Raw genomic sequence first — 21,836 nt, 5'->3', positions numbered from 1 at the left:
CATTCCCACTCGGTTCGGTAGGTCGCGCGCACTTCGGGAGCCTGGTACATGCCGGCGTCTCCCGCTCACCTAATATCCACATCGAGGGTTCCAATGGCGAACACGCCGCAAGCCAAGAAGCGCATCCGCCGCAACGACCGCCGCGCCGAGATCAACGGCAACCGCGTCGGTCGCATCCGCACCTTCATCAAGAAGGTCGAATCGGCTCTGGCGTTGGGCGACAAGACCGCCGCCGCCGAGGCGCTCCACGCGGCGCAGCCCGAATTGCAGCGCGGCGTGTCCAAGGGTGTGCTGCACAAGAATACCGCGAGCCGGAAATTCGCGCGGCTGACCAAGCGAGTCGGCGCGCTCGCTTAAACATAGGTTTCGAGTGGTCGGGCAGGCCCGTCGGAGAACACTCCGGCGGGCTTTTTCGTGCGCCCGGAACAGCTCGGAAACGACGCGTGGAAATCGGCTGTTTCCCGCGATTCGGCGGCCGGCGAGTCATCAGCGTCTGACGCGTGGTGATTGAGAGCCTGTGCAAAATGCGCGCTATCACAGTGGTTTATAAGATTTCCGAACGCATTTCTGCGCCGAACTTTGAGTCAATGCGGTTTATTTCAGAATAACGACCGGACTGCGGGTTGATCGTTCGGCCCAGGGGCGCATAACCGGTTTCCAGCGACGGTGTTCACCGAGCGCGACTGACCAGCATTGGTTGATTTCACAGCCGGATCGAACCCGATCCGGTCGCGAGGAAGACTTTGCCAAATTGATTTGACGGTCGCTCGCGAACCACGCGGCGGGCCGCGAGGAGAGACGCGTGTATCATGGACTGACCAGGACGGCGGAAGGCGAACAGGCACGGGCCTGGACCCGCGTGCGCGCCAACCTGCGCGAATCCGCCGGGCAGCGCCTGTTCGAACAATGGCTCAAGCCGATGGAGTTGGTCGAAGGTGACGACTGCGACACGGTCCGCCTGGCGGTCCCGACCCCGTTCGCGGCCAACTGGGTCCGCAGTCACTATGCCGACAGGCTCCTGCTCGAATTCCGCTCGCAACTCCCCGCCGTCCGCGCCGTCGCCATCGAAACGCGCGCGCCGACCGTCGCGGTCGCGCTCCTGAACGCTCCCGAGCCGCTCCCCACCCCTGCAGCCCCGAATGCCCAAGTCGCAACACCTTCACCAACTTCCGCGTCCGTCGCGGCCGAGCGCCCGCCGCTCGATCCCCGCTTCACCTTCGACCGCTTCGTCGTGGATGCTTCGAACCGGGTAGCCTTTAACGCCGCGCAGGCGCTCGCCGAACCCGGTGCGCCGCGTTTCAGCCCCTTGTTCCTCCATAGCGGCACGGGACTGGGCAAGACCCATCTGATGCACGCCATCGGCGACGCCTATCTCCGGCATAGCCCTGGCGCAGTCGTGCTGTGCATGTCGGCCGAGCGGTTCATGTTCGACTTCGTGTCGGCGATGCGCGCGCGCGACACATACGCCTTCAAGATGCGGCTGCGCGGCGCGGACCTGCTGCTGATCGACGACCTCCAGTTCATTGCTGGCAAGGACGCGACGCAGGAGGAGTTCTTCCACACGGTCAATGAGGTGATGGCGGCTGGTAAGCGGCTCGTCATTTCCGCCGATCGGTGTCCGCAAGCGCTGGACGGCGTCGAGGCGCGGCTGATCAGCCGGATGGGCATGGGGCTGATCGCCGACATCAAGCCGCCCGAGCCCGCCCTGCGCCGCGCGGTGCTGGAGCGGCGCTTAAACGACTTACCGGGCGTGACGATGCCCGCGTCGGTGCTCGACTTGCTCGCCGACCGGATCGGGTCGAGCATCCGCGAGCTGGAGGGCGCGTTCAATCGCGTCGTCGCCTACGCGCAATTGACGGGCGAGCGGGTCGATGTCGATTTCGCCGTCGCGACGCTGGGCGACACGCTCCGGGGGGCGCCCAAGCGGGTGACGATCGACAAGATCCAGAAGTTGGTCTCACAGCACTTCGACCTGAAGGCGCTCGATCTCGTTTCCGCCAGGCGTGCGCGCGCAGTGGCGCGGCCGCGGCAGATCGCGATGTATCTGGCCAAGCGGCTCACCACGCGTTCGCTGCCCGAGATCGGGCGCAAGTTCGGCGGGCGTGATCATTCCACGGTGATCCATGCGGTCAAGCGCATCGAGTCGCTTCGTGACCAGGACCGCGAGGTCGACGGCGCGGTCCGCACCCTGCTCCGCCAGCTCGAAGGCTGACGTCGCATACCGCGCGCTAAGGGAGCAAGCCGACCGCCGCCTGCGCCGCCCGAAGTGTCGGAGCGGCTAACGCTCGTGCCCGCTCCGCACCCCGCGACAGCATCTGCGCGACCGCGCTCCGGTCTTCGAGCAACGCTTCCGTACGGTCGCGGATAGGCCCGAGACGCGCGATGGCGAGATCGGCGAGAGCGGGCTTGAATGCGCCGAAGCCATGCCCAGCGAAGGACGCTAACACCGCTTCGACGGACTTGCCTGCGAGCGCGGCGTAGATCGTCACCAGGTTGCGCGCCTCCGGCCGTCCTTCCAACGCCGCCGGATCGTCCGGGAGCGGATCGGGATCGGTGCGTGCTTTGCGGAACTTGGCCGCGATCGCGTCGTCGTGGTCGGACAGGTTTATCCGCGATTGATCGGACGGGTCGGACTTTGACATCTTGGCCTTGCCATCGCGCAGCGACATGATGCGCGGCGCGGCGAGGGAGACCAGCGGCTCGGGTAGGGTGAAGACGTCCATGCCGAAATCGGTATTGAACTTAGCCGCAACGTCGCGCGCGAGCTCAAGATGCTGCTTTTGGTCGTCCCCTACAGGCACATGCGTTCCCTGGTACAAAAGCACGTCGGCAGCCTGAAGCACGGGGTAGGTGAACAGCCCGACGGACGCGCCCTCGCGATTCTTGCCCGCCTTGTCCTTCCACTGCGTCATACGGTTGAGCCAGCCGATCCGCGCGGTGCCGCCCAGGATCCAGCCGAGCTCGCTGTGCGCGGGTACGCGCGATTGATTGAACAAGACGGAGCGATCCGGGTCGATGCCGGCCGCGAGCAGCGTGGCGGCCATCACGACCATATTGCCGGCCAGTTCGCGCGGGTCGATCGAGACGGTCAGCGCATGAAGGTCGGCCAGGAAGAACAGGCACTCGTCGTTTGGCCTCATGGCGTCCTGCATCGCCACCCACTGCCTGATCGCGCCCAGATAATTGCCGAGATGGAGATCGCCCGTGGGCTGGATGCCGGACACTACGCGCATGATAGTCCTTGGGTCAGCGGCGGCGGAGAAGACGGGTCACGTCGGACCCCCGGAACGCTCCGATCGCGAATGTGGCGGTGGCGTAGACGACCGTTCCGGTTGCGACCAGCACGAGCATCGCGCCCCAGCGCTCCCTGATGGAGCCGACGACATAGGGCCGGAACAGATCAAGCAGGAAGAACATCGCCGCGCCCATCACGAGTGCGGCGAGCAGCAGGCGCGGCGCGCGTCGACGGAGCTGCGCATCAGGTGTGAAATGCTCTCGTCGGCGCAATGCGCGGTAGAGCAGGGCGGCGTTGACACCGCTCCCGATGGCGGTGGCTAGCGGCGGACCCATGTGGCGCAGCGGCATGATGAACGCCACATTGAGGACGAGGTTGACCGCGATCGCGATCGTCGCGAACCGCACGGGCGCTCGCGTGTCGGAGCGCGCGTAGAAGCCTGGGGTCAGCACCTTGACCAGAATGTAGGCGGGAAGGCCGACGGAAAAGGCGGCGAGCGCCTGCGCGGTGGCGACGCCGTCGGCCGAAGTGAACTGGCCGTGCTGGAACAACGCCGCGACGATCGGGCCACCACAGACGATCAGCGCGACGGTTGCGGGAAGCGTCAGGAACAGCGCGAGTTCGAGCCCGCGATTCTGTGTGGCCATCGCCTCCGCCTGCTCGCCGCGGCCGAGCTGGCGCGAGATGGTCGGTAGCAGCACGGTGCCCAGGCCGATGCCGATCAAGCCGAGGGGCAGCTGATTCAGACGGTCGGCATAGTAGATATACGAGACCGATCCGGCGGGAAGCATCGTGGCGGCGAGCGCGGTCGAGATCACGAGGTTGAATTGCACCGCCCCGGCGCCGGCTGCAGCAGGCCAGATGAGCGACAGGAGGCGTTTCACGTCGGGGCCGAGGCGGGGGCGTTTGAGCTTAAGGCGGATGCCTGCTTGGCGACAGGCAAGGATAAGCCAGGCGAGCTGGAGAATGCCCGCTATCGTCACGCCGATAGCCTGATTACGTGCCGTCAGCATCGGATCGATGCTGTGGAATAGCAATAACGCGGCGATCAGCACCGTGTTGAGCAGGATCGGCGCGGCCGCGTTCACCCAGAATCGGTGGAGCGAGTTGAGGATGCCGCCTAGCAGCGAGACGAGTGAGATGAGCGCGAGATAGGGAAAGGTGATGCGCGCGAGGTGGACGGCCTGATCGAACTGGTAGGGGTTCGCGTCGTTGAACCCGCCTGACAACGCCCAGGTGACGGGCCAAGCGGCAATCTCGACGATGACGGTCAGGACGACGAGCACCGGCAACAGCACCGACAACGCATCCTCGGCGAAACGGACGCCGTCGGGCAGGCCGCGTCCCGCGGGATCGCCGACCTTGCGGTTGAACAGCGGAATGAACGCCGCCGAGAATGCCCCCTCCGCGAACAGGGCGCGAAATAGGTTGGGCAAGCGAAAGGCGACGAGGAATGCGTCGGAGGCGAAGCCTGCGCCTACGAAACGCGCGAATAACGCATCGCGGATCAGTCCGAGCACGCGGCTGGCCAGCGTGAGCCCGCCGACCGAGCCCAGCGCACGTGCGAGATTCATGGTTGACGAGCGGCCGGCGCAGCCGGGCGCGTCAGGCCTGACCCATCGGCGTGGCCATCGCGGCACCCTGCTGTTCGAGCTGCTGGAGGAAAAGTGCGCCGAAGTCGATCGGCTCGAGGAGCAGCGGCGGGAAGCCGCCGTCGCGGATCGTATCGGCTACGACGCGGCGCGCGAAGGGAAATAGCAGGCGCGGTGCTTCGCCGAGCAGGAAGGGCTGGATATGCTCGGCGGGAATGTTCCGGAGGCCGAACAACCCGGCATAGGACAGATCGACGATGAAGGCGGTCTGCCCGTCGGAATCGGCGCGCACCTCGATCTTGAGGACGACCTCATGCACCTCTTCGCCTACCTGATTGGCGGCAATGTTGAACTGGACGTCGATGCCGGGCGCGACCTGGTTCTGATAGATGGCCGGGGCGTTCGGATTCTCGAACGACAAATCCTTGACGTATTGCGAGATCATGCCGGCGGCGGGGGCGACGTCCTCTCCATTGCCGATCGGCTGCTCGCTCGAGACCGTGCCGTTTTCCTCAAGAGCCATGATCCGTCCTCGACTTGGGATGTGAGCAGCGAGCGGTCGTGGCGCACGCCTATTGCCAAGTCGGCGCGACTAGCAGCGGGTCCGGCGCGTTTCAACGGGCGCTGCTTTTATTCGGACGGCCTTGGGCCTATGTACGAGCGTGAGATCGGAGGCCTGGGTGTTATACGTCATTCTTCTCGCCATGGTCGCCGGGTTCCTGGCGCTGCGGCTCTATTCGGTACTGGGCAAGCGGACGGGCCACGAGCAGGCTCTGCCCAAGCCTGCCGAGGAGCGCGGAAACGTGGTTGCGTTGCCACGTGCGGTCGACGCGCCGTCCGAGCCGCGCGACGGCGGCCCGCGCCCGATCGAGACGGGGGCCGAGCACGGCTTGCGCCAGATCGTACAGGCCGAGCCGGGGTTCGATGTCGCGCGCTTCCTGGAGGGCGCGAAGGCGGCGTACCGGATGACCTTGGAGGCATTCTGGCGCGGTGACGAGGCGGAACTCCGCGAATTGGCGACGGATGGCGTCGCGAATGCCTTCATCGAGTCGATCGCGGCGCGGCGTGAGGCGGGTGAGCGATTGGACAATCGGCTCGTCACGATCGAGCGTGCGACGATCGCCGATGCGCGGATGACCGGGCGCGAGGCGCGGATCATCGTGCGTTTTGACGCCGACATCGCAGCGGTGACGCGCGATGCGGAGGACCGGGTGATCGCGGGATCGACCGACGACGCGGTCGAGACCCACGATGTCTGGACGTTCGCGCGGACGCTGGGCGCTCCCGATCCGAACTGGAAGCTCGCCGATACCGACGAAGCTTGAGAAACGGGACGTGGGCGCTGGCCGTCTCGGGGGCGTTTCGACGATTATCCTGTTTCTGGCGGCATGCGTCGGTGGAACCAAGCCGCCCGCACTCGTCGTCGCCAGACCCGTTATTGCTGATCCGATAGTCGAGAGCGGTCCGGTGCCGGTCGTGCGCGCGCCGGCTCCGGTCGTAGCTATCATCGGGGCAACGCCGTTGCCGGCGACACCTACGATCATGCCGCCGGGCGCAGCCACAGCCTTGGCAGCGGGCGTGCTGCCGGGGCCGCGCGTTGCCGAGTTGCCGATGACGGATGCGCAGGCGGAAGCGGGGCGAGCGGCATTTGCGCTGAGCTGTCCCGGGTTAATGCGCCGGACGGACGGATCGGGGCTGACACGTCGAGCCGACTGGAGCGCGGCCTGCGACGCCGTGAAGACGGTCGGGGCAAGTCAAGCGCGAATCTTTTTCGCCGAGCGGTTCGAGGCCGTGCAGGTGGGCGACGGCCGTGCATTCGCGACGGGGTATTACGAGCCGGAGATCGCCGGATCGCGCGAGCGGCGGGCGGGTTACGAGGTGCCGATCTATGCGCGACCCGACGATCTGGTCGATGTCGATCTCGGCCGGTTCTCCGATGAGTTGAAGAGGCGCAAGATCAGGGGACGGGTCGAGGGGTCGAACTTCGTGCCCTATCCCGAACGCGCGCGGATCGAGGAGGGCGCGCTGGAGGGCCGGGCGCGGGTGCTGGCTTGGGCGGCTGACCCGGTCGAGATCTTCTTTCTCCAAATCCAAGGTTCGGGGCGGCTCCGGTTGCCCGACGGGTCTGTGATGCGGATCGGCTACGAGACGCAGAATGGGCGGGCGTACACGGGCATCGGCAAGTTGATGCGTGATCGCGGACTACTCGGACCCGGGCAGGCGTCTATGCAGGGGATAGTCGGTTGGCTGCGTGCTAACCCCGCCGAAGGCCGGGCGCTCATGCGTGAAAACAAGAGTTTCGTGTTCTTCCGTGAGCTGACCACGGCCCCGCTGGGGGCGATGGGCTATCCGGTCGAGGGACGGGTGAGCGCGGCGACGGATCCCAATTTCACGCCGCTGGGTGCGCCCGTGTTCCTGTCGCTCGACCGGGCGGACGCGACCGGGCTGTGGGTTGCGCAGGATACGGGCGGGGCGATCAAGGGCGCGAACCGGTACGACACATTCTGGGGCGCGGGGCGGCTCGCCGAAGCGACGGCTGGGGGTATGTCGGCGCGGGGGACGGCGTTCCTGCTGCTACCCAAGGGAACGCTTGAAAGGCTAAACAGCGCGCGGCCGGGAGGCGGCGATGGCGGGGCGATCGCTACACCCTGACGAACTCGCGCTGTGGCGGCGGGTGATGGCGAGCGTGCGGCCGCTGCGGGCGGTTGCGCCGACAGCGATGCAGCCGGTGCCGCCGCCGGCTGCCCCGACACCCAGGATCGAGCCGGCACGGGTCCGCCCCGCGGCCCGCCCAGTCGTATTGCTTTCGTCCGCGAAGGTCGAACGTCCCGGCGTCACACTGGATGGCGGGTGGGATCGGCGATTATCCAAGGGAGCGGTCGCGCCCGACGACACCATCGACCTGCATGGGCATACGCTTGCGTCGGCGCATGCTTTGCTCGACGCGCGGCTTGATCAGGCGGTGACGCGGGGCGACCGGATCGTCCTGCTGGTCACGGGTAAGCCGCCGCGACCCGAGTCGGAGCGGCCGCATGCACGTGGGGCTATCCGGGCGGCGGTGGCGGACTGGTTGGCATCGTCGCGCCATGCCGGGCGAGTCGCCGCGGTCAGGGCCGCGCATCCGCGTCATGGAGGAGCGGGCGCGCTGTACATCATCCTCCGGCGAGCGCGCGGGTGATCACGTCCGCGTAGATGTCGGTGAGCACGTAGAGGTCGTCGACCGCGACCACCTCGTCGACCTGGTGCATGGTGGCATTAACCAGGCCGAACTCGACCACGGGGCAAAGCCGCGACAGGAAGCGCGCGTCCGACGTGCCGCCGGTGGTAGACGACTCGGGCGTGAGGCCGGTTCGTGCAGCGATGGCGTCGCTGACCAGCGTCGAGAGCGGGCCGGGCAGGGTCAGGAACGCCTCGCCCGAGACACGGCCGGTGACGATCGCGGTCGGCGCGTGGCGTTGAGCCACGTCACGAACCCGCTCGACCAGATCGTCGCCGCGCTGTTCGTCGTTGAAGCGGATGCTGAGCCGGGCTGAAGCGCGGGCGGGGATCACGTTGGTGGCCTCGTTGCCGACATGGAGGTCGGTGATCTCCAGGTTCGACGCCTGGAACCAAGCGTTGCCTTGGTCGAGGACGAGGCCGTTCAACTCGGCAAGCGCGGCGATCAGTGGCGCAATCGGGTTATCGGCGAGGTGCGGATAGCCGACGTGGCCTTGCCGGCCGGGAACGTCGATCCAGATATTGACCGAGCCGCGCCGGCCGATCTTGACCGTATCGCCCAACTGCCGAGCGGATGTGGGCTCGCCGACAAGGCACAGATCCGGGCGAAGGCCGCGCTGGGCCAAGCGGTCGATGATGGCGCGGGTGCCGTGGGTCGCCGGTCCTTCCTCATCGCCGGTCAGGAGCAGGCTGAGCGTGCCGGTCGTGGGCGCCCGAGCGGCCGCGGCGATGAACGCGGCGACCGCGCCCTTCATGTCCACTGCGCCGCGGCCGTGAAGCAGGCCGCCCCGGACCTCGCCGCTCCAGGGCCCATCGGTCCAGCCCGCGCCGGGTGGAACGACGTCGAGGTGACCTGCGAAGGCGAAGTGGGGGGCGCCGTCGCCGCGGGTGGCGATCAGGTTCTCGACTGGACCGTCCGGAGCTTCGCCTGTCACGAAGCGGTCGACTTGAAAGCCTTGGGCGACGAGCGCCGCTTCCGCGATGTCGAACACCGCGCCGCGCGCGGGCGTCACGCTTTCGGTGCGAAGCAGCGCCTGCGTCAGCGCGAGCGCGTCGATCACACGGCGGGCTGCTCGTATTGTTCGATCACCCACTCCTCCTCCTGCGCGCCGGCGATCCATTCTTGCATCAGCGGATGGTCGAACATCGCCTGCATGTATCCGGTGGCGAAGCGGGCGATCGGGAGCTGGTAGGTGACGACCCGAGTAACGACGGGCGCGAACATGATGTCGGCTGCGCCGAACTGGCCGAACAGGAAGTCGCCCGTGCCGCCGAAGCGCGCGCGGGCCTGCGCCCAGAGCTCCATGACCCGGCGCAGCTCCACCAGCACGTCGTCGTCGGGCCGGGTCGCCGGGAACTGCTGGCGGATGTTCATGGGGTGCTTGCGGCGGAGCGCGGTGAAGCTGGAATGCATTTCGGCGGCCATCGAACGCGCCATCGCGCGCGGCGCGTCGCCCTCGGGCCAGAAGCGGTCGCGGCCGACCTTGTCGCCGAGATACTCGATGATCGCCAGACTGTCCCACACGACCGCATCGCCGTCCCACAGGATCGGAACCTTGCCGGACGACGGGGCGAATTCGTCGCCCTCGCGGCGCTGATCCCATTCGGCGTCGTAGAGGGGCACGACCACCTCCTCGAAAGGCAGACCGCTATGCTTGGCGGCAAGCCAGCCGCGCAGCGACCAGGAGGAGTAGGCTTTGTTGCCGATGATGAGCTTCATCTTGCGACGAGTAGGCGACCACGCTGAACAGGGCAACGGTACGCGGATGTTGGCGAAGGTGTGGCGAGTCGTGTTGTCGAAAACAGCCTTGGTGGAGGATGGGCCGCTTCGAAAATGCACGATATCAGTGGGTTGGTTCGTTCTCGATCCAAGGAACCGCAGGCGCGACTCGGTGTGGAAGTTGTCAGGCGTAGACGAGCGACACGTTTTTTGAGCGCGCAGGTGCGTCAAACGACGCGGATCGCGCTCGGGGGATCATATCGGTTCACGGTGAGAAAGAGCGTTGAAGGAGGCTGGCACGATCGCCGCCTGTAGGACAGCAAGCGGTCCCGAACCGACAGGTCATGCGTTCGGCGCGGATGGGGGACCAGATGATGCGAGTGACCGAACTGCGGTTCGAGGACGAGGTGCTGGCGCGGCTGGAGCTGCCGGGCGGGGTGCTGACGGTGACGCGCGGGGTCGGATCGGGACTGGCGGCGGGCGCGGACGGCCGGATCTGGGCTGTCGGGGACCGCGGGCCGAACCTGAAGGTGAAGCTCGCGGTCGAGCGGTACGGCCTTGAGGAGCTGGCCAAGCACCGGACTCGGGACGGGGCCAAGGTGATGCCGTGCTTGGGAGTAGGGCCGGCGCTGTCCGAGCTGCGCGTCGACGACGACCGGGTCGAGATCGTGCGGTCGGTGCCGCTGCGCGACCGGGACGGCCAAGCCGTATCGGGGCTGCCGGTGCCGGGCGGGCCGAACAACCGGAGCGAGCCCGCGATCGGACTGGACGGCCGGGTGATCGCGCCCGATCCGTCGGGGGTCGACAGCGAGGGTGTCGCGCCCTTGCGCGACGGCGGCTTCTGGGTGGGCGACGAGTACGGGCCGTCGCTGCTGCGCGTCGGGGCGGACGGCGCGGTCGCGGTGCGGTGGGTGCCGGCGGGTTGCGAGGAGCTGTTCGCGGGTGCCCGCTATCCGGTAGTCGGGGCGCTGCCGGCGATCGCGGCGCGGCGGCGGCTCAATCGCGGGTTCGAGGCGATCGCGCTGTCGCCGGACGAGCGGTGGCTGCATCTCGCCTTTCAGAGCCCGCTGTCGCATCCGGACGACGACGCGCATGAGCGGGCGCGGCATGTGCGGCTGTGGCGGCTGGACGCCGCGACGGGCGCGGTCGCGGCGGAGTGGTTGTATCCGCTCGACGCGCCGAAGACCTTTCGGCGCGATGCCGATGCAGGCGAGGTCGAGCGGTCGGACGTGAAGGTGAGCGAGATCGTCGCGGTCGGGGCGGACCGGTTGCTGGTGCTGGAGCGCGTATCGCTGACCACCAAGCTGTATCTGGTCGATCTTGAGACCGACCTGGTACTCGACTCGTCGTATCTGGACGAAGCGGTGCGGCCGACGGTCGAGGAGTTGAGCGCCGACGGGGCGGCAGGCCTGCCGATCCTGTCGAAGCGGCTGGTGCTGAGCAGCGACGATCTACCCGAGTTGGGCGCGGATCTGGAAGGGGTGGCGGTGCTGTCTCCGCGCTCGCTGTTGTTGGTCAACGACAATGATTTCGGGATCGAGGGCGTGGCGACGCGTTTTTGGCGGGTGGACCTGCCGTTCGATCTGGGCTGACTTCGCGCCGCTTGCCATGCGCGGCGCGGCATGGTCCGATGCGCGGGATCGGGGAGAGCGGCGCATGCATATGGATCGACGGGGTGTGCTGGGCGGAGCGGCGGTGGGTGCGGCGCTGCTCGCGCCGGGCGCGGGACTGGCGCAGGGTGGCGACATGACGCGCCTGAAGGCGGCGATCGGGCGCGGGCACGACGCGTCCGTCCAGCGCTTACGCGACTGGATCGCGCTGCCGTCGATCGCGGCGGAGGACCGCGACATGGAGCGGGGCTGCGCACGGATGATCGAGCTGGCGCGCGACGCCGGGTTCGGCCAGGCCGCGCGGGTGCCGACGGCGGGCGCGCCGGGCGTGTTCGGGATCATGGACAACGGCGCGAAGCGGACGCTCGGCCTGTATTTCATGTACGACGTAAAACAGTTCGACGCGGCCGAATGGTCCTCGCCGCCGCTGGAGGGGCGGATCGTCGACCGGCCGGGGTTGGGTCGGGTGATGATGGGGCGCGGCGCGACCAACCAGAAGGGGCCGCAGAGCGCGATGCTGGCAGCGCTGCACGCGTTTCGCGCGGCGGGGATCAAGCCGCCGGTCAATCTGGTTCTGATCGCCGAGGGCGAGGAGGAGATCGGGTCGCCGCACTTCACTGAAGTGGTGCGCCGGCCGGACGTGCTCGCGGCGTTGAAGCGCTGTTCGGGCGTGATCATCCCGGCGAGCTGGCAGGACCGGACGGACGGCGCGGTATCGGTCAATCTGGGTGCCAAGGGGATGATCGAGCTGGAGCTGATCGCGTCCGGAGAAGCGTGGGGACGCGGGCCCGCCAAGGACATCCATTCGAGCTATAAGGCGGTGGTCGACAGCCCGGCCTGCCGGTTGGTCCAGGCGCTCGGGACGCTGGTGTCGGCGGACGGCAACACGCCGGCGATCGACGGCTGGTTCGAGCGGGTGCGCCCGCTGACCGCGCGGGAAAAGGCGCTGATCGCCGAGTCGGCGCGGACGCGGTCCTCGGCGAACGAGCTGACGCAGTTGGGCGTTAAACGCTGGATCGGCGACGAAAGCTGGACCGCGACGCTGGAACGGCTGGCGGCGATGCCGACGATCAACATCGAGGGGCTGGTGTCCGGCTATACGGGGCCGGGCGGCAAGACGGTGCTGCCGGGACGGGCGGTCGCCAAGATCGATTGCCGGTTGGTGCCCTACCAGACGAGCGCGGACTCGATCGCCAAGCTCAAGGCGCATCTGGCCAAGCGCGGGTTCGGCGACGTCGCGGTGAAGATGTCGGGCGGGTACGACCCGACCGAGACGGCGGAGGATAGCGGGCTGATCAAGGCGGAGCTGGCGACCTATGCTCGCGCCGGCGTGAAGACGAGCGTCTATCCGCGATTGGCGGGAAGCTGGCCGGGGTACGTCTTTACCTCCGCGCCGGTGTCGCTGCCGGCGGGGCAGTTCGGGCTGGGGCATGGCGGCGGGGCGCATGCGCCCGACGAATATCTGCTGATCGAGAGCACGAACCCGAAGGTCAGGGGGTATGACGGCGCGACCGAGGGGTTTGCCGATTTCCTGTATCAGATGGCGCTGGTGTGAGGTCGCGCTATCAGCCCATCTTTTCGTCACCCTAGCCTTGAGCCGGGGTCCCGCTTCCTGAGCGCGACAGAACGGTAGCGGGACCCCGGGTCGAGCCCGGGGTGACGAACGGGAGAGGGCTTAGAGGACCGCGCCCCATACCGCCGCGCGGAGTTCGGAGATGCCGAGGCCGCCTTCGCTGGAGGTGGCGATGATTTCGGGGTGGGCCGCGGGGTGCTTGCGCGCTTCGTCGGCGGTGGCGCGGGTGACGGCGGCGAGGTCGGTCGCCTTGATCTTGTCGGCCTTGGTCAGGACGAGGTGGTAGGAGACGGCGGCGCGGTCGAGCATTTCGAAGATCTCGCGGTCGACATCCTTCACGCCGTGGCGCGAGTCGACGAGCACCAGCGCGCGTTTGAGGACAGCGCGGCCGCGCAGGAAGTCGTTGACGAGGAAACGCCATTGCCGGACCACCGCAGGGGGTGCCTTGGCGAAGCCGTAGCCGGGCATGTCGACGAGGCGGAAGCGCAGCGGTTCGCCCACATCGAAGAAATTCAGCTCCTGCGTGCGACCGGGCGTGTTGGAGGTGCGCGCCAAGCCGTTCCGGTTGGTAAGCGCATTCAGGAGCGACGATTTGCCGACGTTCGAGCGGCCGGCGAAGGCGACCTCGGGGACGAGCGGGTCGGGCAGGTGCTCGAGCGAGGGAGCGGAGCGCAGGAAAGCGATCGGCCCGGCGAAGATCTTGCGCGCGAGTTCGGTCAGGTCCTCGGACGGCCGATCGGGTGCGTCGTCGGTCACTTTGCGGCTGCGACCTTGAGGTCGGGATGACGAGCGTAGAGCACGCGCTGCTGCAGGATGGCCAGGAAGTTCGAGGTGATCCAATAAACCTGCAGGCCGACCGCGAAAGGCGCCATGACGAACATCAGCACCCACGGCATGATGGCGAAGACCTGCTTCTGCGTCTCGTCGGTCGGTTGCGGATTAAGCTTGAACTGCAGGTACATCGACACGCCGAGCAGGATTGGGATCACGCCGATGCCGATGAAGGCGGGAGGCGTAAAGGGGAGCAGGCCGAAAAGATTGACGGGGGTGAGCGGGTCGGGCGCGGACAGGTCCTTGATCCAGGCGACGAAGGGCTGATGACGCATTTCGATCGTCAGCAGGAGCACCTTGTAGAGCGCGTAGAAGATCGGGATTTGGAGGAGCGTGGGCAGGCAGCCGGCGAGCGGATTGACCTTTTCGGTCTTGTAGAGGCCCATCACCTCCTGCTGCATCTTGACCTTGTCGTCCTTGTAGCGTTCCTGAAGCGCCTTCATCTTGGGCTGAAGGACGCGCATTTTCGCCATGCTCGCGAACTGGCGCTGGGCGATCGGGAACAGCAGCAGGCGGAAGGTGGCGGTGAGCGCGATGATCGCCACGCCGAAATTGCCGACCATGCGGAACAGCCAGTCGAGGTAGTAGAAGATCGGTTTTTCGATGATCCGAAAATAGCCCCAATCGATGGCGCGATCGAGCTTGGTCACTCCTTGGAGATCTGTGTAGCGATCGAGTAGCGCGACCTCCTTCGCGCCGGCGTAGAAGCGGCTGGTCTGGGTCAGCGCCTGGCCGGGCGCGAGCGCGCGCGGGGCGGCGGTGTAGTCGGCCTGGAAGCTTTTGTTCGGACCGGCGCGGAACTGGCCGTCGAAGCCGCGCGCCTGGTCGGGGATGACGGCGGTGAGCCAATAGAGGTCGGAGAAACCGAGCCAGCCGCCGGTCGTGGTGAAGCGCTGTGCGCCATCCTCGGCCAGATCGTCGTAATCGGTGTCGTAGTCGGCGCGGTCGTTATGCGCCGACATGGGGCCGACATGGATCGTCCAGGTGTCGGCGTTCTTCGACGGCGCGGTGCGATTGACGAGGCCGTAGCTGGCGACGCCGACCGGGCGGGGGCCGGCGTTCAGCACCGTCTGCTGGACGCCGAACATGTAGCCGTCGTCGACCGACAGGCGGAGGCGATAGCGCTGGCCGTTACCGCCGACCGCGTCGAGCGTGACCGGGCTGCCGGGACGGAGCACGGGCGAGGACGCCCGCCATACCGCATCGGCGGTGGGAGGAACGAGACCCTCGCCGCGCCAGCCGAAGCCCGCAAAATACGCATCGCGTGCCCCGGCGGGGGATAGGAGGCGGATCGGCGCGGAGTTGCGCGCGATCGTCTCGTTATAGGCGACGAGCGTCAGGTCGTCGATGCGCGCGCCGCGCAGGTTGATCGAGCCGCGCAAGGTCGGCGTCTCGATGCGTACACGGGGGCTCTCGGCCAGGACGAGCGCGCGGTCACGGAGCGCGGCGGGGCTGTCGGCGGTCGGATCGGCCTGCGGCTGGGGCAGGGGTTGCGACTTGCCGGCGACGACCTTGCTGACGGGCGGGTTGGCGGCGGGGAAGAAGCGCGACTGGATCAGGGGCCAGCCGAACAGGATCAGCGCCGCGATGACCGCGAACAGGACGAAATTGCGACGGTCTTCGGTCAAGTCGGCAGCCTTATGGTACGGGATCCGGGCCCCAGCCGCCCCATGGACGGCAACGCGCGATCCGCTTGGCCGCGAGCCAGCCCCCCTTGGCCGCGCCATAGCGGGCAAGCGCCCCGATTGCATAGGCCGAACAGGACGGATCGAACCGGCAGGTGGGCGGCAGGATGGCGGACGGACCGACCTGCCAGGCGCGGACGAACAGGATCAGGAGGCGGGTCACGTCGTGCCGAGGGTCACCGGGCGACCTTGCCCAGCGCCTTGCCAAGTTCCGCGCGAAGCTTGGCGTAGTCGCGCTCGATCCCACCCTGGCGGCCGATCAGCACGTGGTCCGCGCCGGGAACGCCGCCGGTCGGCAGCAGATCGCGGGCGAGCGCGCGCAGGCGGCGCTTCATGCGGTTGCGAACGACCGCGCCGCCGATTTTCTTGGTGACGGTGTAGCCGATGCGGATGCCGGGATCGCCGTCCGCCCGGTCGCGCACCAGCAGGACGAAGCCCGGCATCGGTGCGCGACGAGCGTTGTTCGCCGCTAGAAAATCACGGCGTTTCGTAAGCGTCGTTACGCGCTGAGCTTCTTGCGGCCGCGGTTGCGGCGGGCGCGGATCACCGAGCGACCGCCCACCGTCGCCATGCGCGCGCGGAAGCCGTGCCGGCGGGCGCGCACCAGGTTGCTCGGCTGAAAGGTCCGCTTCATCGTTCATTCCTTGGGCGTCGTATGTCGGGGGTGGGCTGACCCGAAGGGCAACCGCGTCGGCGGGCGCATAGGGGAGCGGCCCGGCCCAGTCAACGCGCGGTCCCGTCCAGGCGGGCGCGGCGACGCTTGTCGCTGGGACGGCGCATGGCGCGGTCGAGAAACGCGGCGAGCCGGGGCCAGCGGCGCCGCCTGCGGGTGTAGCTGCGCCTGGCGCGGGCCGAATTACGCAGGATGAGGATGAGGCCGCCCGCGACGAAGAAGATGCCGCCGGGGCCGGGCACGGGCGTCACCAGCGGCGACAGCAGCAGCAGCACCACACCGAGCAGGCACAAGGCGAAGCGGGAAGCGCGATGCGAACCGGTCATCGTGAAGAAAATAGAGCCGGTGTGTTACTCGCGCAAGTCAGCTTCGGTCGGTTTCCTCCCGCTGGTTTGTCGTTATGGTCGGCCGTAAGGGGGAAGAGCATGGCGGTGTCCGTGTCGACGGTTGCGTATCTGGGGCTGGAGGCGCGCCCGGTCGAGGTGCAGGTGCAGCTGATCCCCGGCCTGCCTGCGTTCAATGTGGTCGGGCTGGGCGACAAGGCGGTGGGCGAGAGCCGCGAGCGCGTGCGCGGCGCCATCGCCGCGATGGGACTGGCGCTGCCGCCCAAGCGGATCGCGGTCAATTTGTCGCCCGCCGACCTGCCCAAGGAGGGGTCGCATTTCGACCTGCCGATCGCGCTCGCGCTGCTCGGCGCGATGGGCGTGGTCGATGTCGAGACGCTGGCGGAGTATTTCGTCGTGGGCGAGCTGGGGCTCGACGCCCGGATCGCGCCGTCGCCGGGCGTGTTGCTGGCGGCGATGCATGCGGGCGCGGAAGGGCGCGGGCTGGTGTGCCCGGCCGCGCAAGGATCGGAGGCCGCTTGGGCGGGATCGGCCGAGGTGGTCGCCGCGCCCGACCTGCTGGCGCTGATCAATCACTTCAAGGGGCACGGCCTGCTCGCGCGGCCCGAGCCCGGCGAGGTCGAGGAGCCCGGACGCGGGCCGGACCTGCGTCAGGTGCGCGGACAGGAAACTGCCAAGCGCGCGCTGGAGATCGCGGCGGCCGGAGCGCACAACCTGCTGATGGTCGGGCCGCCGGGGGCGGGCAAATCGTTGATGGCGTCGTGCCTGCCAGGCATTTTGCCGCCGCTCGATCCGGCCGAGGCGCTGGAGGTGTCGATGGTGCAATCGGTGGCGGGGACGCTGACCGGCGGGCGGCTGACGCGGACGCGGCCGTTCCGCAGCCCCCACCATTCGGCGTCGATGGCGGCGCTGACCGGGGGCGGGCTTAGGGTCAAGCCGGGCGAAGTCAGCCTGGCGCATCTGGGCGTGCTGTTCCTGGACGAGCTGCCCGAGTTCGCGCGCGGGTCGCTCGACTCGCTGCGCCAGCCGCTCGAGTCCGGGACGGTGAGCGTCGCCAGGGCGAACGCGCATGTGACATTTCCGGCTCGCGTGCAGTTGGTGGCCGCCATGAACCCGTGCCGGTGCGGGCATCTGGGCGACGCCAGCCTGGCGTGCGCGCGCGCTCCGCGGTGCGCGGCGGATTATCAGGCCAAGGTGTCGGGGCCGCTGCTCGACCGCATCGACCTTCATGTCGAGGTGCGCGCGGTATCGGCCGCCGATCTGGTGCTGCCGCCACCCGCCGAAGGGTCGGCGGAGGTCGCGGCGCGGGTTGCGGCGGCGCGCGCGGTGCAGGGCGAGCGATACAGGGACGACCCGGCGCGCACCAACGCGGAGGCCGACGGTCCGGTGCTGGAGGCGGTTGCGACGCCCGACGAGGCGGGGAGGCGGCTGCTCGCGCAGGCCGCCGAAGCCATGCGGCTGTCGGCGCGGGGCTATACGCGCGTGCTGCGCGTCGCGCGGACGATCGCCGATCTGGCGGGATCGGACGGGGTCGGGCGCATCCACGTCGCGGAGGCGCTGAGCTACCGGAGGCAGCCGCCGAGGAACTGATTGAGCTCGAAAAGACAGCGGTGATCGATAGTGAGAAGGTAGGCGGCGAGGTGGCAGCGAAGTACGACAGCATTGGAATCAACTACGCAGAGCTTCGTAAGCCCGATCCGCGCATCATGAGCCTGATTGGGGACGCGCTCGGTAATGCGGAGACGATCCTTAACGTCGGTGCCGGGACCGGTTCCTACGAGCCGACCGATTGTCGGCTCACTGCGGTCGAGCCTTCGTCGGAGATGATCAGGCAGCGAAGTCCGGGATCAGCCGAAGTGGTGCAGGCGACCGCTGACGATCTGCCGTTCGGCGATGATAGTTTTGATGCGTCGATGGCGATCCTCACCGTCCATCACTGGCCCGACAAGCAGGCGGGTTTGCGCGAGATGCGTCGCGTGACGCGCGGCCCTATCGTCCTCCTGACGTTCGATCCCTCACATAGGCCTTGGCTGACCGACTATCTCCCCGAACTCGCAGCATTGGACGAAAGGCAAATGCCTAAGCTGTCCGACTATGAACGATGGCTCGACAGGGTGCGGATCACACCTGTCCCGGTGCCGCACGATTGCAGCGACGGCTTCCTTTACGCTTACTGGAGACGCCCTGCGACCTATCTGGACGCGCGAGTCCGGTCTGGCAGCTCATCCTTCTGGGCGATCGGCAAGGCCGAGCTAGGACTGGAGAAGCTGAGGCAGAATATCGAATCCGGTGAATGGGATCGACGCTATGCCGAGCTGCTTACGCTCGACGCGTACGACGCGGGTTATCGTCTCGTGGTGGCGGACTGAGTCGCGGGCGACCGGCTTCGCTTTTGGCGGTAAGGACTGGACGGGAGGGCGCGGCCTGTGGCACCGCCATCGCTGCCGACCGCTGCGGGCGTGGTGGAATTGGTAGACGCGCCGGACTCAAAATCCGGTTCCGCAAGGAGTGTGGGTTCGATTCCCACCGCCCGCACCACCGAGCAGCTTCCGGCGGGTCAGGCCACGCTGCCCGAGCCGCCGGTGACGGCCAGCACCTCGCCGTTCATGTAGCTGCCCTCCTGCGAAGCGAGCAGGACGTAGGCGGGCGCGATCTCGACCGGCTGGCCGGGGCGGCCATACGCGCTTCCCGACCCGAAAGTGTCGACCTTCTCCGGCGGCTGGCCGCCGCTCGACTGGAGCGCGGTCCAGAACGGGCCGGGTGCCACGACATTGGCGCGGATGCCCAGCTTGAGCGTCTGCTGCGCCAGCGCCTTGGTGTAGGCGACCATCCCCGCCTTGGTGGTGGCGTAGTGGATCAGGCTCGCGGACGGATCATAGGCCTGAACGGACGAGGTGGTGATGATCGACGAGCCGGGGGGCATGAGCGGAAGCGCGGCCTGGGTGGTCCAGAACAGCGCATACAGATTGACCTTCATCGTTTCATCGAACTCGGCGCTGGTGACGTTGGCCAGCGCGTCGCGCGACTGCTGGTGGCCGGCGTTGATCACGAGCACGTCGAGCCCGCCCAACGCTTCGGCCGCGAGGCGGGGCAGGTCGCGCGCGAACGCCTCGACCGACACGTCGCCGGGCAGCGCGGCCGCGACCCGCCCCTCCGCCCCGATAAGCGCGATCACCTCGCTGGCGTCCGCTTCTTCGGCGGGCAGATAGCCGATCGCCACATCCGCGCCCTCGCGCGCGAAGGCGATCGCGGCGGCGCGCCCGATGCCGCTGTCGCCGCCCGTGACGAGCGCGCGGCGACCCGCGAGCTTGCCCGAGCCGCGGTAGCTCTCCTCGCCGTGATCGGGCCGGGGGCTCATATCGCGCGCCAGGCCCGGCACCGGCTGGGGCTGCTCGCCGAAGGGCGGTTTCGGATATTGTCCGCGCGGGTCCTGCATGGTGAGACGATCGGCCATGGTCCTATCCTCCGCTCCGCGCGCGTCGCGCGTTCGATCAGACGGTCCAACCACCCGGTGCGGCCGGCGTTCCGCTTGGCGGGTCCGGCCGGGGCGCTATGGTGCGCGACATCGACGATAACGATCGGAGAACGGCGTGCGAGGCGATGCGAGTTGATTGACGCGGCGCGGCGGCCAGGCCGGCTGCGCTCGATCGTGGGCGGGTCGGCGGGGAACCTTGTCGAGTGGTACGATTGGTACGTCTATTCGGCGTTCGCGCTGTATTTCGCGCCGGTGATCTTTCCGAAAGCGAGCGCGACCGCGCAGCTGTTGAATGCGGCGGCGATCTTCGCGGTCGGGTTCCTGATGCGGCCGATCGGAGCCTGGGTGATGGGGGTCTATTCGGACCGGCACGGGCGCAAGGCGGGGCTGACTTTGTCGGTGACTTTGATGTGTTTTGGTAGCCTGCTGATCGCGGTCACGCCGACCTACGCCACGGCGGGGGCGGTCGCGCCGGCGATACTGGTGTTCGCGCGGATGCTCCAGGGATTGAGCGTCGGCGGCGAATACGGCGCTAGCGCGACGTACCTGTCGGAGATGGCCGGGCGGGAACGGCGCGGATATTATGCGAGCTTCCAGTATGTGACGCTGATCGGCGGGCAGCTGACCGCGCTGGGCGTGCTGTTGCTGCTGCAGGCGATATTGGACGAGGCGGCGCTGGAGGCGTGGGGCTGGCGGGTGCCGTTCGCGATCGGCGGGCTGCTGGCGGTGGCGGTGTTCCGCATCCGGCGCGGGCTGTTGGAGACCGAGTCGTTCCGGGCCGTTAAGAATAGGGCCGTGAAGGGCGAGCGGCGGTCGAGCGGGGCAGCGTTGTTCCGCGAGCATCCGCGCGAGGCCTGGACGGTGATGGCGCTGACGGCCGGGGGTACGCTCGCCTTCTATGCGTACACGACGTACATGCAGAAGTTCCTGGTGGGCACGACCGGGTTCGACCGACCGACCGCGACGGTGGTGATGACGGCGGCGCTACTGTTGTACGCGGCGGTGCAGCCGGTCGCGGGAGCGTTGTCGGACCGGGTGGGCAGGAAGCCGTTGCTGGTCGGGTTCGGGGTGCTGGGGGTGATCGGCACCGCGCCGTTGTTCCTTGCGCTGGAGCGGGTGACGAGCCCGGTGCTGGCGTTCGTGCTGATCGCGGCGGCTTTGGTAGCGCTCAGCGGATATACGGCGATCAGCGGGGTGCTGAAGGCGGAGATGTTTCCGGCGCATATCCGGACGCTGGGCGTGGCGCTGCCTTATGCGATCGCCAACACGATCTTTGGCGGGACGGCGGAGTATCTGGCGCTGTGGTTGAAGGATCAGGGCGTCGAGCGCTGGTTCTACGGGTACGTCACCGTGATGATCGCGGTGTCGCTGGTGGCCTATCTGCGGATGCCGGACACGCGCACGCACAGCCGGATCGTCGAGGACTGAGCTTGCGCTACTGTTGTGGCGATAGTTCTTCGTCGGCCAAGCGACCGTCCTTATCCGCATCGCGGCGGTCGAAGCGGGCCAGGGCGCGGTCGCGGTAGTCGGCTTTCGTGATCGCGGCGACCGGGCGCGAGCCGGTGTCCTCGGCCCCGCGACGCTCGCCGCGCCCCTGACGGCTGGCGAGTTCGGTCGCGGACGCGGTGCCGTCGCGGTCGTCATCGATCCGGGCGAAGCGGCCGTCGGCCTCCTCACCCAGCTCGGCGCGGGTCACGATGCCGTCATCGTTAGCATCGGCGCGCAGGAAACCGCGGGTGCGGCGCGGCTCGCGGGTGGAGGTCTCCGCCATGTCGGTCGCGGCCGCCTGTTCGTTGGTGGCGGGTGTGCCTCCGCAGGCAGTCAGGCCCGCGCCGAGTAATGCGGCGACCAAAATCTTCTTCATCTCGACTCTCCCCCGTTT

General features: G+C 68.0%; 22 protein-coding genes, 1 tRNA gene and 1 pseudogene. 11 read left to right on the top strand and 13 right to left on the bottom strand.

Annotated elements, in window-relative coordinates; translation table 11 throughout:
• The first annotated feature begins 93 nt into the window (after positions 1–93).
• Entirely contained in the window at positions 94–357 is a 264-nt protein-coding gene (gene rpsT / locus ACFE7F_RS03545) for a 30S ribosomal protein S20 (protein ID WP_375402461.1), read from the top strand.
• Positions 358–859: 502 nt separating this feature from the next.
• On the top strand, positions 860–2,212 hold the full coding sequence (gene dnaA, locus ACFE7F_RS03540; RefSeq protein WP_375402499.1) for a chromosomal replication initiator protein DnaA: 1,353 nt from the start codon (positions 860–862) through the stop codon (positions 2,210–2,212).
• Positions 2,213–2,228: 16 nt separating this feature from the next.
• On the opposite strand, the gene trpS is transcribed toward dnaA, so the two are convergent.
• From trpS to secB, 3 genes are read right to left on the bottom strand one after another with little or no spacing between them, the layout of a single operon-like run.
• Positions 2,229–3,233, bottom strand: a complete 1,005-nt coding sequence (gene trpS / locus ACFE7F_RS03535) for a tryptophan--tRNA ligase (RefSeq protein WP_375402460.1) — start codon at positions 3,231–3,233, stop codon at positions 2,229–2,231.
• A 13-nt stretch (positions 3,234–3,246) separates the two neighbouring features.
• Complete coding sequence (murJ, locus tag ACFE7F_RS03530) at positions 3,247–4,809, bottom strand: murein biosynthesis integral membrane protein MurJ (protein WP_375402459.1); 1,563 nt, start codon at positions 4,807–4,809, stop codon at positions 3,247–3,249.
• A 31-nt stretch (positions 4,810–4,840) separates the two neighbouring features.
• Positions 4,841–5,350, bottom strand: coding sequence for a protein-export chaperone SecB (gene secB / locus ACFE7F_RS03525; protein WP_375402458.1), 510 nt, complete (start codon positions 5,348–5,350; stop codon positions 4,841–4,843).
• Positions 5,351–5,531: 181 nt separating this feature from the next.
• Here secB and ACFE7F_RS03520 point away from each other — a divergent pair, with 181 nt between their 5' ends.
• From ACFE7F_RS03520 to ACFE7F_RS03510, 3 genes are all read left to right on the top strand, one after another.
• On the top strand, positions 5,532–6,152 hold the full coding sequence (locus ACFE7F_RS03520; protein WP_375402498.1) for a Tim44/TimA family putative adaptor protein: 621 nt from the start codon (positions 5,532–5,534) through the stop codon (positions 6,150–6,152).
• Between the two features lie 217 nt (positions 6,153–6,369).
• Positions 6,370–7,479, top strand: coding sequence for a murein transglycosylase A (locus ACFE7F_RS03515; RefSeq protein ID WP_375402497.1), 1,110 nt, complete (start codon positions 6,370–6,372; stop codon positions 7,477–7,479).
• A complete protein-coding gene (locus ACFE7F_RS03510; RefSeq protein ID WP_375402457.1) occupies positions 7,454–8,005 on the top strand; it encodes a Smr/MutS family protein in 552 nt (183 codons plus the stop codon). The genes ACFE7F_RS03515 and ACFE7F_RS03510 overlap by 26 nt, the downstream gene beginning before the upstream one ends.
• Here the strand turns inward: ACFE7F_RS03510 and dapE are convergent.
• Together dapE and ACFE7F_RS03500 are read right to left on the bottom strand one after the other, a co-directional pair.
• Positions 7,980–9,104: a succinyl-diaminopimelate desuccinylase gene (gene dapE, locus ACFE7F_RS03505; protein WP_375402456.1), complete on the bottom strand. Its 1,125-nt coding sequence runs from the start codon at positions 9,102–9,104 to the stop codon at positions 7,980–7,982. The two genes, ACFE7F_RS03510 and dapE, sit on opposite strands and share 26 nt — an antisense overlap.
• Entirely contained in the window at positions 9,101–9,763 is a 663-nt protein-coding gene (locus tag ACFE7F_RS03500) for a glutathione S-transferase family protein (RefSeq protein ID WP_375402455.1), read from the bottom strand. Before ACFE7F_RS03500 ends, dapE begins: the two co-directional genes overlap by 4 nt.
• A 374-nt stretch (positions 9,764–10,137) precedes the next feature.
• On the opposite strand from ACFE7F_RS03500, the gene ACFE7F_RS03495 reads away from it, so the two are divergent.
• Positions 10,138–11,355: an esterase-like activity of phytase family protein gene (locus ACFE7F_RS03495; RefSeq protein WP_375402454.1), complete on the top strand. Its 1,218-nt coding sequence runs from the start codon at positions 10,138–10,140 to the stop codon at positions 11,353–11,355.
• A 64-nt stretch (positions 11,356–11,419) separates the two neighbouring features.
• Positions 11,420–12,928, top strand: coding sequence for a M20/M25/M40 family metallo-hydrolase (locus ACFE7F_RS03490; protein WP_375402453.1), 1,509 nt, complete (start codon positions 11,420–11,422; stop codon positions 12,926–12,928).
• Between the two features lie 120 nt (positions 12,929–13,048).
• On the opposite strand, the gene yihA is transcribed toward ACFE7F_RS03490, so the two are convergent.
• The 6 genes and pseudogenes from yihA to ACFE7F_RS03460 all read right to left on the bottom strand — a co-directional run bounded on the left by yihA (position 13,049) and on the right by ACFE7F_RS03460 (position 16,461).
• Positions 13,049–13,702 carry a ribosome biogenesis GTP-binding protein YihA/YsxC gene (yihA, locus tag ACFE7F_RS03485; RefSeq protein ID WP_375402452.1) on the bottom strand — a complete coding sequence of 218 codons (654 nt, stop codon included), beginning with the start codon at positions 13,700–13,702 and terminating at the stop codon, positions 13,049–13,051.
• Positions 13,699–15,405: a membrane protein insertase YidC gene (yidC, locus tag ACFE7F_RS03480; RefSeq protein ID WP_375402451.1), complete on the bottom strand. Its 1,707-nt coding sequence runs from the start codon at positions 15,403–15,405 to the stop codon at positions 13,699–13,701. Before yidC ends, yihA begins: the two co-directional genes overlap by 4 nt.
• Positions 15,406–15,415: 10 nt before the next feature.
• Positions 15,416–15,625 carry a membrane protein insertion efficiency factor YidD gene (gene yidD, locus ACFE7F_RS03475; protein ID WP_375402450.1) on the bottom strand — a complete coding sequence of 70 codons (210 nt, stop codon included), beginning with the start codon at positions 15,623–15,625 and terminating at the stop codon, positions 15,416–15,418.
• 13 nt (positions 15,626–15,638) lie between these two features.
• A pseudogene (gene rnpA / locus ACFE7F_RS03470) lies at positions 15,639–15,950 on the bottom strand (ribonuclease P protein component); the annotation flags it as partial.
• An 11-nt stretch (positions 15,951–15,961) separates the two neighbouring features.
• Complete coding sequence (gene rpmH / locus ACFE7F_RS03465; RefSeq protein WP_174292372.1) at positions 15,962–16,096, bottom strand: 50S ribosomal protein L34; 135 nt, start codon at positions 16,094–16,096, stop codon at positions 15,962–15,964.
• An 89-nt stretch (positions 16,097–16,185) separates the two neighbouring features.
• The gene (locus ACFE7F_RS03460; protein WP_375402449.1) at positions 16,186–16,461 is read right to left on the bottom strand and encodes a hypothetical protein; all 276 of its coding nucleotides are present in this window, start codon (positions 16,459–16,461) and stop codon (positions 16,186–16,188) included.
• 99 nt (positions 16,462–16,560) lie between these two features.
• Between ACFE7F_RS03460 and ACFE7F_RS03455 the strand changes: the two genes are divergently transcribed.
• The 3 genes from ACFE7F_RS03455 (at position 16,561) to ACFE7F_RS03445 (ending at position 19,017) form a co-directional block, all read left to right on the top strand.
• On the top strand, positions 16,561–18,069 hold the full coding sequence (locus tag ACFE7F_RS03455; RefSeq protein WP_375402448.1) for a YifB family Mg chelatase-like AAA ATPase: 1,509 nt from the start codon (positions 16,561–16,563) through the stop codon (positions 18,067–18,069).
• A 50-nt stretch (positions 18,070–18,119) separates the two neighbouring features.
• Positions 18,120–18,848, top strand: a complete 729-nt coding sequence (locus ACFE7F_RS03450; protein WP_375402447.1) for a class I SAM-dependent methyltransferase — start codon at positions 18,120–18,122, stop codon at positions 18,846–18,848.
• A gap of 84 nt (positions 18,849–18,932) precedes the next feature.
• A tRNA-Leu gene (locus tag ACFE7F_RS03445) sits at positions 18,933–19,017 on the top strand.
• Between the two features lie 19 nt (positions 19,018–19,036).
• Here the strand turns inward: ACFE7F_RS03445 and ACFE7F_RS03440 are convergent.
• Entirely contained in the window at positions 19,037–19,933 is an 897-nt protein-coding gene (locus ACFE7F_RS03440; RefSeq protein ID WP_375402446.1) for an SDR family oxidoreductase, read from the bottom strand.
• Between the two features lie 153 nt (positions 19,934–20,086).
• On the opposite strand from ACFE7F_RS03440, the gene ACFE7F_RS03435 reads away from it, so the two are divergent.
• On the top strand, positions 20,087–21,382 hold the full coding sequence (locus tag ACFE7F_RS03435; RefSeq protein WP_375402445.1) for an MFS transporter: 1,296 nt from the start codon (positions 20,087–20,089) through the stop codon (positions 21,380–21,382).
• Between the two features lie 7 nt (positions 21,383–21,389).
• On the opposite strand, the gene ACFE7F_RS03430 is transcribed toward ACFE7F_RS03435, so the two are convergent.
• Positions 21,390–21,818 (bottom strand): hypothetical protein, encoded by a 429-nt coding sequence (locus ACFE7F_RS03430; protein WP_375402444.1) that lies wholly within the window; start codon positions 21,816–21,818, stop codon positions 21,390–21,392.
• Positions 21,819–21,836: the final 18 nt, after the last annotated feature.

Origin of the sequence: uncultured Sphingomonas sp. (assembly GCF_964235535.1) — a bacterium.
Classification (GTDB): domain Bacteria; phylum Pseudomonadota; class Alphaproteobacteria; order Sphingomonadales; family Sphingomonadaceae; genus Sphingomonas.
Note: the sequence above shows the minus strand (reverse complement) of the source record. Positions and strands in the feature narration are given on the sequence as shown.